This window comes from Streptomyces sp. NPDC087428 (genome assembly GCF_044744085.1).
Lineage (GTDB): Bacteria > Actinomycetota > Actinomycetes > Streptomycetales > Streptomycetaceae > Streptomyces.
Map to the genome: position 1 here is coordinate 1 of NZ_JBIUXR010000033.1, position 13264 is coordinate 13264.

General features: G+C 70.0%; 12 protein-coding genes and 1 riboswitch. Of the genes, 1 reads left to right on the forward strand and 11 read right to left on the reverse strand.

The annotated features are described in order from the left end of the window. Positions 1-106 precede the first annotated feature (106 nt). A complete protein-coding gene (locus tag ACIO3R_RS39195) occupies positions 107-970 on the forward strand; it encodes an alpha/beta fold hydrolase (RefSeq protein ID WP_385353307.1) in 864 nt (287 codons plus the stop codon). Here ACIO3R_RS39195 and ACIO3R_RS39200 read toward each other — a convergent pair. The 11 genes from ACIO3R_RS39200 to ACIO3R_RS39250 form a co-directional block, all read right to left on the reverse strand. Beyond that, the gene (locus ACIO3R_RS39200; protein WP_385353305.1) at positions 918-1910 is read right to left on the reverse strand and encodes a helix-turn-helix transcriptional regulator; all 993 of its coding nucleotides are present in this window, start codon (positions 1908-1910) and stop codon (positions 918-920) included. The two genes, ACIO3R_RS39195 and ACIO3R_RS39200, sit on opposite strands and share 53 nt — an antisense overlap. 38 nt (positions 1911-1948) lie before the next feature. Next, entirely contained in the window at positions 1949-2815 is an 867-nt protein-coding gene (locus tag ACIO3R_RS39205; protein ID WP_402111898.1) for a thioesterase family protein, read from the reverse strand. Positions 2816-2949: 134 nt separating this feature from the next. Continuing rightward, positions 2950-3609 carry a trimeric intracellular cation channel family protein gene (locus tag ACIO3R_RS39210; RefSeq protein ID WP_385026462.1) on the reverse strand — a complete coding sequence of 220 codons (660 nt, stop codon included), beginning with the start codon at positions 3607-3609 and terminating at the stop codon, positions 2950-2952. A gap of 18 nt (positions 3610-3627) precedes the next feature. Next, positions 3628-4842 (reverse strand): ABC transporter ATP-binding protein, encoded by a 1215-nt coding sequence (locus ACIO3R_RS39215; protein WP_385353354.1) that lies wholly within the window; start codon positions 4840-4842, stop codon positions 3628-3630. Between the two features lie 47 nt (positions 4843-4889). Beyond that, complete coding sequence (locus tag ACIO3R_RS39220; protein WP_385026465.1) at positions 4890-5981, reverse strand: ABC transporter ATP-binding protein; 1092 nt, start codon at positions 5979-5981, stop codon at positions 4890-4892. Beyond that, complete coding sequence (locus tag ACIO3R_RS39225) at positions 5978-6991, reverse strand: ABC transporter permease (RefSeq protein WP_363030456.1); 1014 nt, start codon at positions 6989-6991, stop codon at positions 5978-5980. Before ACIO3R_RS39225 ends, ACIO3R_RS39220 begins: the two co-directional genes overlap by 4 nt. A gap of 141 nt (positions 6992-7132) precedes the next feature. Next, positions 7133-8848, reverse strand: a complete 1716-nt coding sequence (locus ACIO3R_RS39230; RefSeq protein ID WP_385353352.1) for an ABC transporter substrate-binding protein — start codon at positions 8846-8848, stop codon at positions 7133-7135. Positions 8849-8966: 118 nt separating this feature from the next. Next, complete coding sequence (locus ACIO3R_RS39235; protein WP_363030455.1) at positions 8967-9965, reverse strand: ABC transporter permease; 999 nt, start codon at positions 9963-9965, stop codon at positions 8967-8969. A gap of 443 nt (positions 9966-10408) precedes the next feature. Beyond that, positions 10409-11254 carry an enhanced serine sensitivity protein SseB C-terminal domain-containing protein gene (locus tag ACIO3R_RS39240; RefSeq protein ID WP_385026471.1) on the reverse strand — a complete coding sequence of 282 codons (846 nt, stop codon included), beginning with the start codon at positions 11252-11254 and terminating at the stop codon, positions 10409-10411. Between the two features lie 167 nt (positions 11255-11421). After that, positions 11422-12192 (reverse strand): enhanced serine sensitivity protein SseB, encoded by a 771-nt coding sequence (locus tag ACIO3R_RS39245; RefSeq protein WP_402111901.1) that lies wholly within the window; start codon positions 12190-12192, stop codon positions 11422-11424. A gap of 77 nt (positions 12193-12269) precedes the next feature. Beyond that, positions 12270-12959, reverse strand: coding sequence for an AAA family ATPase (locus tag ACIO3R_RS39250; protein WP_385026477.1), 690 nt, complete (start codon positions 12957-12959; stop codon positions 12270-12272). Positions 12960-13115: 156 nt separating this feature from the next. After that, a riboswitch (glycine riboswitch) is annotated at positions 13116-13209 on the forward strand. Positions 13210-13264: the final 55 nt, after the last annotated feature.

Sequence of the window (13264 nt, forward strand, 5' to 3'; positions counted from 1 at the left end):
GTCGCCCTTGCAGCCCTCCAAGCCCGGGTCCTCGCCCAAACCGGCGAGCCCCACAACAAGATCAAGACGACGTGTTAATGCTCTGCAGCCCCTTAGGCTGGCGCTCATGAACGCCGACGACTGGGTCCTGGACCGTACGTTCCACAGCTCCGCCGGGGAGGTCCGCTGGGCGGTCCTGGGGCCGGCCGGCGCACCGCCCGTCGTCCTCGTGCACGGCACGCCCTTCTCCTCGTACGTCTGGCGCGGGGTGGCACGGGCGCTGGCCCAGGAGCACCGGGTGTTCGTCTGGGACCTGCCCGGGTACGGCGCCTCCGCGCAGTTCGAGGGCCAGGACGTCTCGCTCGGCTCCCAGGCCCGGGTGCTCACCGAACTCCTCGGCCACTGGGAGCTGTCCGAACCCGCAGTGGCCGCCCATGACTTCGGCGGCTGCATCGCCCTGCGCGCCCATCTGCTGCACGGCGCCCGCTACCGCGGACTCGCCCTGGCCGACCCGGTGGCACTGGCGCCCTGGGGCTCACCCACCTACCGGCTGCTCGGCGAACACCCGGAGGTCTTCGGGCAGTTGCCGCCCGATCTGCACCGGGCACTGGTACGGGAGTACGTGAGCTCCGCCAGCCACCCCGGGCTGCGTCCGGCGGTCCTGGACCGGCTCGTCGCGCCATGGTGCACCGAGGCCGGGCAGCCCGCCTTCTACCGGCAGATCAGCCAGAACGACCAGCGGTTCACCGACGAGATCCAGCACCGCTACGGGGAGATCGAACTGCCGGTGCTGATCTGCTGGGGCGCCGAGGACACCTGGATCCCGGTCGCCCGGGGCCATGAGCTGGCGTCCCTCGTGCCGGGTTCCGAGCTGCGGCTCATCGAGGGCGCCGGCCACCTCGTGCAGGAGGACGCCCCGGCCGAGCTGACCGCCGCTCTCACCCGCTTCCTGCGGACTCCCCCGGCTCCGGACCCGCGTACAGCGCCATGACCGCGGCCGCGTGCGCGGCGACCACGGAGCGCGCCGCGGGCGGTGCGAGGACCTCGACGTTCGGGCCGAAGGAGAGCAGGGAGCGCGCCCACTCCACCGATTCCACGGCCAGTTCGGCCCGCAGCCACTCGCCGTCCCCCTCCTCGGGGCCCGGCTCCCCGGTGAGCGCCCCCGCGTTCAGCCGCAGGAAGAGATCCAGCCGCGAGCGGTGCACCCGGACCCGCAGGATCACGCCGCCCTGCCGTTCCTCGACCTGGCGGCGCAGCAGCTCCCACACCTGCGCCAGCTCCACCCCCGGCCTGCGCACCGCCGCTTCCGCGGTGAGGACGGCCCGCCGCACCCGGTCCGCGCGGAAGAGCCGCGGCTCGCCGTCGCGGTCGGCGACCAGGTACCAGACACCCGCCTTGACCACCAGGCCGTACGGATCGACGGTGTAGGCGCGCCCGGTCCGCGTACCGCTGTGCCGGTAGTGAAGCCGCAGCCGCCGGTCGGTGAACACGGCGTCGTGCAGTTCGGCGATGTCGACGGCGGCGCGCGGGCCGCTCATCCAGCGCACCGGGTCGACGAGGATCCGGCGGCTGGTCATTTCGGCGGCGGGCCGGTGCGGGGCGGGCAGCGCCGCCATCACCTTGCGCAGCGCGGAGCCGATGGCCGTGTCGAGCCCGAGCGCGGCGTGGGCGCCGTCCGCGGCCAGTACGAACAGGGCGCGCGCCTCGTCGGCGGTCAGCCCCGTGACGTCGGTACGGAACCCGGGCAGCAGGGCGATCCCGCCGTGCCTGCCGCGTTCCGCGTAGACGGGGACGCCGGACGCGGAGAGCGCCTCGACGTCCCGGTAGATGGTGCGTACGGAGACGTCGAGGCGCTCGGCGAGCTCGGGCGCGGGGACCGGGCCTCGGGTCTGGAGCAGCAGCAGGATCGAGAGCAACCGGTCGGACTTCACCGCACCAGCATCCCCCGGTTCCGGCCTGCGCGGGTGCGTCAGCCGCGCGGCGCCCTGGCAAGCTGGCGGGACTGGGCGACCAGCCGGTCCGCGCTGTCCCAGACGTCCGCGTCCTCCTCCAGGAAGCCGCCCGCGAGGTTGCGGGTGGTGATGGAGACGCGGAGGGGCCCCGGAGCCGGACGGCAGCGGATGTGGGTGGTCAGCTCGATGGTCGGGGTCCAGCCCTTGAGCCCCAGCTCGAACGAGGTCGGCGGCAGTGCGTCGACGGTGAGCAGCAGCGAGAACGGGTCGGCGTCGCGGCCGTCCGCCAGCCCGAACCAGCCGCGCATCTCGCCCTTGCCGGACGGCTGCCCCACGGCCCAGCCGACCGTCGCCGGGTCGAGCCTGATGTCGAGCCGCTCGGTGATGGCGGAGCTGCCGGGGATCGGGGCCGGGCCGTCGCCGGGACCCGGGCAGTGCTCGCGGGGCGGGATGGCGGGCGGCTTCGCCGACGTACGGATGTCGTCGGTCAGGGCGCCCAGGTCGCCGTAGGTGGCGAGGACCCGGATGCGCTCGACCTCGGTGCCGTCCTCCGCGTACTGGAAGAGGGAGGCCTCGCCGGTGGAGAGGGTGCGCCCGGTCCGGACGACCTGGGTGCGGATCACCGCGGGCCCCGGGACGGACGCGGTGAGGTAGTGCGCGGAGACCGAGAAGGGGTCCGTGTGCGGGAGCGCCTCGCCGAGCGCGCGGCCGAGCATCGCGAGCAGGTAGCCGCCGTTGACGGCGTGGATGATCGTCCAGCCGGCGGAGAGCTCGGCGTCGTAGACGCCTTCTTCGCGAAGAGTGACGGCGGTGTCCCGGTCGAACTCGCTGTCGCCGATGGTCGCCTGCGCGGTCTCTGCCGCCTGCGTTGCTGCCTGTGCCATGGAAGGCACGGTACACCGATCCTATTACTGAGCGGTAGCTTTTCTCGCTCGGTGAGACGACTCGGTGAGACGACTCGGGTGAGACGGCTCGGGTGAGACAGCCGGTGAGGCGGGAGCGTCCGCTCTCCCCCTCCTCACCCCTCCTCGGCCCTCGCCGAGCGCCGGTTGTAGGCGCGCGGGGCCCGCCAGTGGAAGCGCAGCGCCAGCAGCCGCAGCACGAACGCCGTGATCACCGCGGCCCCGCTGGTGAAGGCGTTGAGCGCGTCGAAGCGGATGCACAGCACGATCATCGCGGCCCCGACGATCGCGGGCACCGCGTACAGGTCGCGGTCCCAGCGCAGCAGCGAGGGCACCTCGTTGGCGAGTACGTCGCGCAGCACACCGCCGCCGACCGCGGTGGCCAGCCCAAGCGCCGCCGACGCGGTCAGGCCGAGGCCGTAGTCGTACGCCTTGACCGTTCCGGTGACACAGAAGAGCCCGAGCCCGGCCGCGTCGAACACGTTGACGCCGACCTGGATCCGCTCGACGTGCGGATGCAGGAAGAAGACCAGAACGGCGGCGAGCAGCGGGGTGGTGAAGTAGCCGAGGTCCGTGAAGGCCGCGGGCGGCACCGCCCCGATGATGACATCACGGAACAGCCCCCCGCCCAGCGCGGTGACCTCGGCGAGAACCGCGATGCCGAAGACGTCGAAGTTCTTGCGTACGGCGAGCAGAGCGCCGGAGATCGCGAAGACGAAGATTCCGACGATGTCGAGCGCATGCTGGACGGAGGGGGTGAACAGTTCGTTGAGCACCGGGCAATTGTGCCGGTGCTACTGCTCGGGGCTGTCCTCCGCTGCCTCTGCGGGGGTGGCCGCGTCGCTCTTGGCGGGCGAGGCACCGCCCTCGGCGGGGGCCTCGGACGCCTCGGCCTCCGCGGTCTCCGGTGCTGGTGCTGCCTTCGCGATCAGCTCGACCGCTTCCCGGGCCTCGGCCAGAACCGGCTGGCCGGGTGCCTGGTCCGGTGCGTTCTCCGGGTGGTGGCAGGCGACCTGGTGGCCGGTCTTCAGCGCGATCAGCGGCGGTTCCTGCGTCTTGCAGATCTCCGTCGCCTTCCAGCACCGGGTGTGGAACCGGCAGCCGCTGGGCGGCGAGATCGGCGAGGGCACATCGCCCGTGAGCAGGATGCGCTCGCTCTTCACCCCGCGCCGCCGGGGGTCCGGCACCGGCACCGCGGACATCAGGGCCTTGGTGTACGGGTGCATGGGCGCCGAGTACAGCGACTTGCGGTCCGCCAGCTCGACGATCTTGCCCAGGTACATGACCGCGATCCGGTCCGACACATGGCGGATGACCGAGAGGTCGTGCGCGATGATCACGTACGTGAGGCCGAGCTCGTCCTGGAGGTCGTCCAGCAGGTTGACCACCTGCGCCTGGATCGACACGTCCAGCGCGGAGACCGGCTCGTCGGCCACGACGAGCTTGGGGCGCAGGGCGAGCGCGCGGGCGATGCCGATGCGCTGGCGCTGGCCGCCGGAGAACTCGTGCGGGTAGCGGTTGTAGTGCTCGGGGCTGAGCCCGACCAGCTGCAGCAGCTCCTGGACGTGGCTCTTGAGACCGCCCTCGGGCTCGACCCCCTGGAGCCTGAACGGCGCGCTGACGATCGTGCCGATCGTGTGCCGCGGGTTCAGCGAGGAGTACGGGTCCTGGAAGATCATCTGGACGTCGCGCCGCATCGGCCGCATCTTGCCCATGGACAGGTGCGTGATGTCACGGCCGTCGAACTCGACCTTGCCGGCGCTCGGCTCGATGAGCCGGGTGATCAGCCGGCCCATCGTCGACTTGCCGCAGCCGGACTCGCCGACGACGCCCAGGGTCTCCCCCGGGTACACCTCGAAGTCGATGCCGTCGACGGCCTTGACCGCGGCGCTCTGCCGGCCGAACAGTCCCTTGCGGATCGGGAAGTGCTTGGCCAGGCCCTCGACCCTGAGCAGCGGCTCGCGCGAGGCGGTGGCCTGCTCCGGGATCGTCACGTCCTTCTCCAGCACCGGGGGATCCTTCTTCTCGCTCACGTCGCTCACCTCACTCGCCTCGCTCACAGCTTCGGCGCAATCTCGTCGGTCCAGATCCGGGTCCGCTCCTCCGGCGACATGTGGCAGGCGGAGAAGTGCCCGTCGCCGACCTGCTGCAGCTCGGGACGCGTCGTGCGGGTGAGGTCGTCCTTGGGGATGTCCGCGTAGGGGCAGCGCGGGTTGAAGGCGCAGCCGCTCGGGACGTTGATCAGCGACGGCGGCTGGCCCTTGACGGGGATCAGCCGCTCCGTCTGCTCACGGTCGATGCGCGGCATCGAGGTGAGCAGGCCCCAGGTGTACGGGTGCTGGGCCTCGTAGAAGACCTTCTCCGCCGGCCCGCGCTCGATGCACCGGCCGCCGTACATCACCAGGAGTTCGTCGGCCATCTCGGCGACGACCCCGAGGTCGTGCGTGATCATGATGACGGCGGAGCCGAACTCCTTCTGCAGGTCCCGGATCAGGTCCAGGATCTGCGCCTGGACGGTGACGTCCAGGGCGGTGGTCGGCTCGTCGGCGATGAGCAGTTCCGGGTTGTTGACCAGCGCCATCGCGATCATGGCGCGCTGGCGCATACCGCCGGAGAACTCGTGCGCGTAGGCGTCGACCCGTTTGTGCGGCTCGGGGATGCCGACCCGGTCGAGCATCTCGATGGCCCGGGTGCGGGCGGTCTTCTTGTTGACCTTGTTGTGGATCCGGTAGGCCTCCACGATCTGCGCGCCGACCTTGAAGTACGGGTGCATCGCGGAGAGCGGGTCCTGGAAGATCATGGCCATCTTGCGGCCGCGCAGCTCGCGCACCCGGGCGTCGGAGGCGCCGATCAGCTCCTCGCCGTCCAGCCAGACCTCGCCCGAGATGCGGGCGTTGGGGGCCGTGCGGTGCAGGCCCATCACGCCGAGCGAGGTGACGGACTTCCCGGAGCCGGACTCGCCCACGATGCCGAGGGTCTGTCCGGGCTTCACGTCGAAGCTGACGCCGTCGACGGACTTGACCAGGCCGTCGTCGGTCTTGAAGTGGATGCGCAGGTCACGTACGGAGAGGAAGGCCTCGTCGCCGCCGGCCCGCGCGGCGGCGGGCGCGCCGGCCGCCGCGGTCTGTGCCTTGGAAACCTCGGTCACGAGTACCTCACCCTGGGGTCGATGGCGGCGTACACCAGGTCCACCAGCAGATTGCAGATGACGATGAAGAAGGCCGCGACGAGCGTCACGCCCATCACGATGGGCAGGTCGCTCTCCTGCACGCTCTTGATGGCGAACTGGCCGAGTCCGGGGAAGGAGAACACGGTCTCGGTGATGACCGCGCCGCCGACCAGCAGGCCGAAGTCCATGCCGAAGATGGTGACGATGGGGGTCAGCGCGGCCCGCAGGCCGTGCTTGCCGATGACCTGGCTCTCCCGGAGGCCCTTGGCGCGGGCCGTTCGGATGTAGTCCTCGCCCATCGTCTCCAGCATCCCGGCTCTGGTGATGCGGGCGTAGAGCGCGGAGTAGAGGAAGGCCAGCGAACACCACGGGATCAGCAGGTTCCACGCCCAGTCCAGCGGATTGTCCGTGAACGCCACATAGTTGACCCCGCCCTCCCAGATCGGCCATTGCACGGTGAACACACCGAGCGCGAGCATGCCGGTGAAGAAGATCGGCAGGGAGACACCGGCGAGCGCGATGGCCATGAAGAAGCGGTCGAGGACCGAACCCCGCTTGAGGGCGGAGACGACACCGATCGCCACACCGCTGATCAGCCAGATCACCGCGGCGCCGATCGCCAGGGAGAACGTGACCGGGATGCGTGCGGTCAGCTCGGGCCACACCTCGACGTGCCGCTTGAACGAGTAGCCGAAGCACGGCACGCCACAGTGCGTGGCCTCGGGACCGAACTGGAAGTCGGCGCCGACGAAGAGCTGCTTGATGAAGTGCCAGTACTGGATGTAAAGCGGCTGGTCGAGGCCGAGATTCTGTTTGACCGCGAGGATGGACTGCGGATTGGCGTCCTTGCCCACGTACTGGGCTGCCAGTTGGTCCATCGTCTGCCCGGCGATCCGGGGGACGAGGAAGAAGATCGCGAAGGTGACTGCGCTGACGATCAACAGCAGCAGCACCGCGCCGAAGACGCGTCGGATGATGTACGCAGCCACAGCTATCCGGCGCCGGTATCTGTCTGCCGGGGGGAACCCGTCCGGTCGGACACCGTGCCTTCACCTGCCTTTCAAGACAATTCTCGGGCCCGGGTGCCCGCTCCCCGGGCCGCGTGCGCGGCCCGGGGAGCGGGGCCGTTCCTACTTGGCGGAACCCATCAGCAGGTAGTCGTAAATGCCGAGGTAGGCCTGGGTGACCGTGACGTTCGTCGCGGACTTCGGCCGGAGCAGCAGGTTCTTGCGGTAGATCAGCGGCACGGCGGTCGCGCCTTCGGCCACGGCCTTGTCGACGTCGCCCCACGCCTTCTCACGGGCGGCGGTGTCGGTGTTGGCGATGCCCTCGTTGAGCAGCTTGTTGATCTTCGGGTCGTTCAGTTCCTGAACGTTGTTGCCACCGGACGGCTTGATGGAAGCGCCGTTGATGATCTGGTCCAGGAAGCCGAAGCCGGTCGGCCAGTCGGCACCCCAGGCACTCATGATCATGCCGAGCTTGTTGGCGTGCACGTAGCTCGGGTTGCCCGCGAAGTTCGAGAAGTACTTACCGGTGGGGAAGCTCTTGATCTCGGCGTTGACGCCGATCTTCTTGAGCGAGGCCTGCACCGCGGTGACCATGGACATCTCGGCGGGGCGGTCGGAGCGGGCCGAGATCTTGGTGTCGAAGCCGTTCGGCTTGCCGCACTGCTTCAGCTCGTCCTTGGCCTTGGCCTCGTCGCCCTTGTGGCCGGCGGTCTCGTACAGGTCGAACTTCGAGTAGCCGTTGACGGTCGGCGGCAGCAACGTGGTCGCGACGTCACCCTTGGGGTCGCCACCCTGGGCGGCCTGGACCGACGCCTTGTCGATGCCCCACTGCACGGCCTTGCGGCAGTGGATGTTGTCGAACGGCTTCACGTTGACGTTGAGACCGATGTACGAGGTGGCGCCCGCGTACGGGTTGTCGGTCTGCTTCTTCAGGTCGGCCTTGGTCAGCACCTTCGGCTGGGTCGCCGGGGCGACGCCCGTACCGGCGGCGTCAGCGGTGATGTTGTCCGCGAGGAGGTTGTTGTCGACCGTCTCCTGCTTGACCTTGAACCGGATCGTCACCTTGTCCGGCAGTGCCGGGCGCAGCGGGTCGGTCTTCGGGTCCCAGTTCGGGTTGCGGACGAGGGTCGCGCTGCGGCCCTCCTCGTAGGACTCGAACTTGTACGGGCCCGAGGAGATGATGTGCTTCACGTAGTCGGCGCCCTTGTCCTTCGCGGCCGGCACGGGGGCCGTCTGCGTGAAGGTCGCCAGGTAGTCGAAGTCCGCGAAGGCGTCCTTCAGCTTGAAGATGATCGTGCTGTCGTCCGGCGTCTCGATGGAGGCGATGCCGTCCGGGTTCTTGTCCTTGTACGGGCCCTTGTACTTGTCGCCGCCGATGAGGTGGGACTTGAAGTACGTCGGGCCGTTGGACATGGCCTCCGGCGCGAAGTTGGAGCGCTCGACGGCGTACTTGACGTCCTTCGAGGTGATCAGGGACCCGTCTTCGTACTTGAGCCCCTTCTTGAGCTTGTACGTCCAGGTCTTCGCGTCCGCGCTCGCCTTGCCGAGGCCCTCGGCGAGGTCCGGGACGACCTCCAGGCCGTCCTTGCCGGCGGCCGGCTTGAACGACGTGAGCGAACGGCCGTACAGGCGGGAGAAGTTCTGCACCCAGCCGTAGTACGTGTTGCCGGGGTCGAGGGAGTCGGGCTCGTCGGACAGTTCGAGCTTGAGCGTCCCGCCCTTCTTCTCCGACTTGTTGACGATCGAGGTCAGCGCGGCGTCAGTGGTGCCGGAGCCGCCCTTGTCGCCGCCGCCGCCGTTGTCGTCCTTGGAGCCGTTGCACGCGGAGGCGCCCAGCATCAGGACCACAGCCGTGGCAACCACCGCTGTCGTTTTTCTGGTCTTCACCTGAGGAAATTCCCCTCAATCGATGGTTGCCATGGCATGTCGCACGTCGTTGTGACGAGCACCTTGGGCACTACTTGCTGCGGGGGTCGAGGGCATCGCGCAGCCCGTCCCCCAGCAGGTTGAACGCCAGGACCGTGACGAAGATGGCCACGCCCGGCACGATCATGTACATCGGGTCGTTCTGGTAGAAGTCGATCGCGTTGGTGAGCATCCCGCCCCAGGAGGCCTGCGGCGGGGCGATACCGACCCCGAGGTAGCTGAGACCGGCCTCGAACAGGATGTTCGAGGGGATCAGCAGCGTGGAGTAGACCAGAACGGGTGCCACCAGGTTCGGCAGCAGCTCCCGGAAGAGGATGAAGGGGCCGCGGGCGCCCAGCGACCGGGCCGCTTCGACGAATTCGCGGTTGCGCAGGCTCATCGTCTGGGCGCGGACGATACGTCCCATGTACGGCCAGCTGAAGAAGCCGATGACGAAGATCAGTACCGCGATCCGCAGCGGCAGGCCCGTCAGGCCGAACGCGCCGTCCTGGAGCGCCGCCGAGATGGAGATCGCGAACAGCAGCAGCGGGAAGGCCAGGAAGGTGTCCATCATGCGGCTGATGATCGTGTCGACCCAGCCGCCGTAGAAGCCCGAGACCACACCGAAGAAGACGCCGATCACCACGGAGAGCAGGGTGGCGCCGACGGCGACGACGAGGGAGACCCAGGAGCCCTCGATGATCCGGGTCATGATGTCGCGCCCGTACTGCGGTTCGACGCCGAGCGGATGGCTCCAGCTCATGCCGCCCCAGTCGCCCTTGGGGGCGAGCAGCGCGGGGTCGATGAGTTCCTGGTGGAAGGCGTTGGGGTCCAGACCGAAGACGGCCTGGATCGGCTTGGAGAGCACGGCGAGCAGGATCAGCAGGATGACAACGATGCCGCCGGCAACGGCCACCTTGTCGCGCTTGAAGCGCGTCCAGGCGATCTGCCCGAGCGAACGGCCCTCGATCTGGCTCTGTTTGACCCCCGTGAGTACTGCCTCCGGCTGAGCCTCGGCAGCCGATCCGGTGGTCTCGATCGGTGCGGTCACAGTGCCTTTGACCCCTCCCGCCGGCGGTGGCCGGCCCTTGCTCGCCGCGGTAACGGCCTGGCGCGCACCAGCCGCGCACGTTCATGCGGCTGATGTCCTGGTGCTGAAAGCGTCTGATGCGTCTGGTGTGTCTGAAGCGTCCACGGAATGTCCGCCGGGGCAACCTCGTACAAAGGGCCGACGATCCCCACTAGCCGGGAGTCTTCAACGCAGTTGCGATCACCCGCCAGACCTGACGGGGAATGTTTGCTCAAACGTGATGCGGTCAGTGAGCTTCCGTTATCCGGACAGTTTGATCGAGTGAGCGGACTACTCGGCCACTAATCCACCAGAACGGACATGCCGCCCAACAGGCTTCATTGGGTGGCTATTTGGGTGACCGCAGGGGTTGTCTTGTCCGCCGGAGGGACCTTTGTCCGCTCCGGTGAGCGGGTCAGGCGGGCCTAGTAGGCGTGCGGGGCCGGGCCGGGCGCCTGCGGGTAGCCGTAACCGGGAGCGACGACACCGCTCCGCCCGGCCGGGGCGTGCGACTCGCGGTCGTAGAACGGCCGGGAGTTGCCCCGCAGCCACATCGCGACCGGGTCGTACTCGTCGGACATGGCGACGGTGGAGACCGGCAGCCCCTCCGGGACCGTGCCGATCGACTGCTGCATCATCGCGCGCACCGCGTCGACGGACGGCTGGCTGGTGTCGTACAGATCGAGGCCGATGGCGAGGTACGGGACGCCGAGCGCGGGCTGCACCCAGGCGCGGCGCAGCGAGCGGATCGCCGGGGTGTGGTGGGCGTTCTGCGTCAGCTGGGCGTAGAACTGCGGGGTCTCGACGGCGGGGTCGCTGATCCGCAGCGGACCGGCGGGCATCCGGTCGAGGCCGGTGGCGATCCGGCGCAGGTCGAGCCAGGGGATGCCCACGCCGCCGCCCGGGGCGTGCGGGTTCAGCCAGATGCCCCAGCGGTCGGGGAACAGTGCGCGGGCGATGTCGCGGCCGCCCACCACCTCATGGGCGCGGTTCCAGCCGCTGGCGGCGAGCTCCTGGGCGGAGGTGACGCAGGGGGCGTAGCCGAGGCCGTCGATCTCCATGTTGCCGTACTGGGCGTCGGGTGAACCGGCCCGGCCGTGCCAGAGCAGCATCCAGATCCGGTCGGCCGCCAGGGCCTGGAGCAGGGCCTCGTACGCGTCGTAGCGCCCGGGTGCCACCTGGCGCAGCATGTGCTCGACGCTTCCCCGAGCCCTCGGCTCCGCTCGACCGGGGGACACCCCGTCGGCCGCCCCCGTGCCTGACGCACTCACCCTGGGTCCCGCCCCTCTTCGATCCACTGTGTCGGCCTGCCGCTCCCGGGGCACGCGGGTACGGCGCGGTGCCGAGGCACCAGCCATCAAACCAGCTTAGGCGCCGGTCCTGACACCGACTTGACGCCATGGGCCGCAGCCGTCTCCGTACGGTGCGAGGGGCGGTGCTACGCGCCGGCGCGCTGATAGAACGGCCGGACCTTCTCCCGCATCCAGTCGGCGACCGGGTCCTGCGCCACGTCGAGCAGCACCAGGTTGACCGGCCACGGCAGCTCGACGCGGCCGAGCGCGCGGCCGAGCGCGTCCATGGGGGCGTTGCGCCCGGCACCGTCCCAGGTCGAGAACTCGACGCCGACGAAGAGGACGGGGTCGCCGCCCTCGATGCTGGCCAGGGCCCTGCGGGCGCTGAGCACGACCCCGCTCCCCTCGAACTCGCCGGCCGCGGCGGCGAGGAAGTCGACGGGCTCCTCCTTCCAGTCCGGCTCGTAGAGCCGGACCCGGCCGCCGCCGGTCGGTCCGTCGAGGAGGGTGCGCCCGGCCCGGCAGAGTTCGGCGACGGCGGGCGGCGGGAGCGGCATGCCGACCGCGCCGCCCGGGTTCACCGCTATGCCGAGCTGCGGGGGCAGTCCGCGGGCGAACTCGACGGCGGGCGCCACGGCGAAGGACATGGGGGCGCCGACACAGCTGTGGAACTGCTGCTCGGAGCTGAACACGGGGACGTACGCGGCGCCGTCGATCTCCAGTGTCGGCAGATCCAGATCGGCGGCGTCCGGTCCGCCGCCGTTGGGCAGGGGCACCCAGAGGTGGCTGCGGCCGAGCACCTCCACGAGCCGGCCGCCCGCTTCCGGGCGGCCGAGCGAGGCGCCCAGTACTTCTTCGAGCTCGTTGGCCGGCCATCCGCCCTGCGGAATGACGTGACCCTGTGCCGGAATGTCCACTGCTTACCTCTCTCGCCCCGTGCCGTGCAGCAAGAGGTTAGCGCCGCGCACCGGTCGCCCAGGCATCGGACGGCGTACTACCGGCTCTCGCCCCGCGCGTCCGCGAAGGTGATCCGGGTCAGCAGCGCCGCCGCCTCGCGGTCCAGCAGCACCGCCGAGACGCAGCCGAGCGGCAGTGTGCCGGTCTCGGTGTCCCGCAGCAGCCGCCGCAGGGCCCTGCGGTGCCGGGCGAACGCGTACCCGGAGACGCCGCGCCCGCGCTCCAGTTGACCCGCCCGCGCCGTCTGCGGGGTGACGTCGAGCAGGACGAGGTGCAGGACGCTGCCGCGCCGGCGGACGTCGCGCGCCAGCCAGCCGCGCACCCAGGCCTGGGTGCCGCAGTCGTGGACGACGACGGAGGCGCCGGAGCGCAGCACCTGCCACAGCCCCCAGTAGTGGGCGACGCGGACGAACGGGCGGTAGAGGGCGTACGGGACTAAGCCCGGCAGCAGACCGGCCCAGCGGTCCCTGGTGTCCTGGGAGTCGATGACGCGGGCGGACACCGCCCGCCTGATCAGGGTCGACTTGCCGCTGCCCGGCAGCCCGGAGACCACCACGACATCGCCCGCCACGAAGTGCAGGGCGCGCGGGCTGCGCCCGGACCGGCCGCGCAGATCCCGTACGACGGGTCCGTGCGGGCCCCGCGCCTCCCGGGCCGGTGCGCCCGGCTGTGCGGGCAGTGCGCCCTGCGTGGCCCCCGCGGTCGCCGCGTACCGCTGCAACGTCATCGCCATCCCCCTGTCGGCCGACCCACACCTGCCAAGAAGTGTAAAGAAAAGGTAATGCGGCACAAGCTTGCGACCCGCCGGATCCGGTGGGGTACCGGCGCCCCACTGCCCGGCGATGCGTGCGATGATGGCTCGGCCAACTGCATAAAGGCCGCTTGAATCCGCGCGGGAGAGTTCCGGCCTCCGGGCCGGGCGCCGAAGGAGCAAGATCCTCCCTTGAATCTCTCAGGCCCCGTACCGCGTGGATGAGGCAGATCTGAAAAGCGAGTCGCCCAGCGGCTCCACCCAAGGTGCAAGCCGAACCC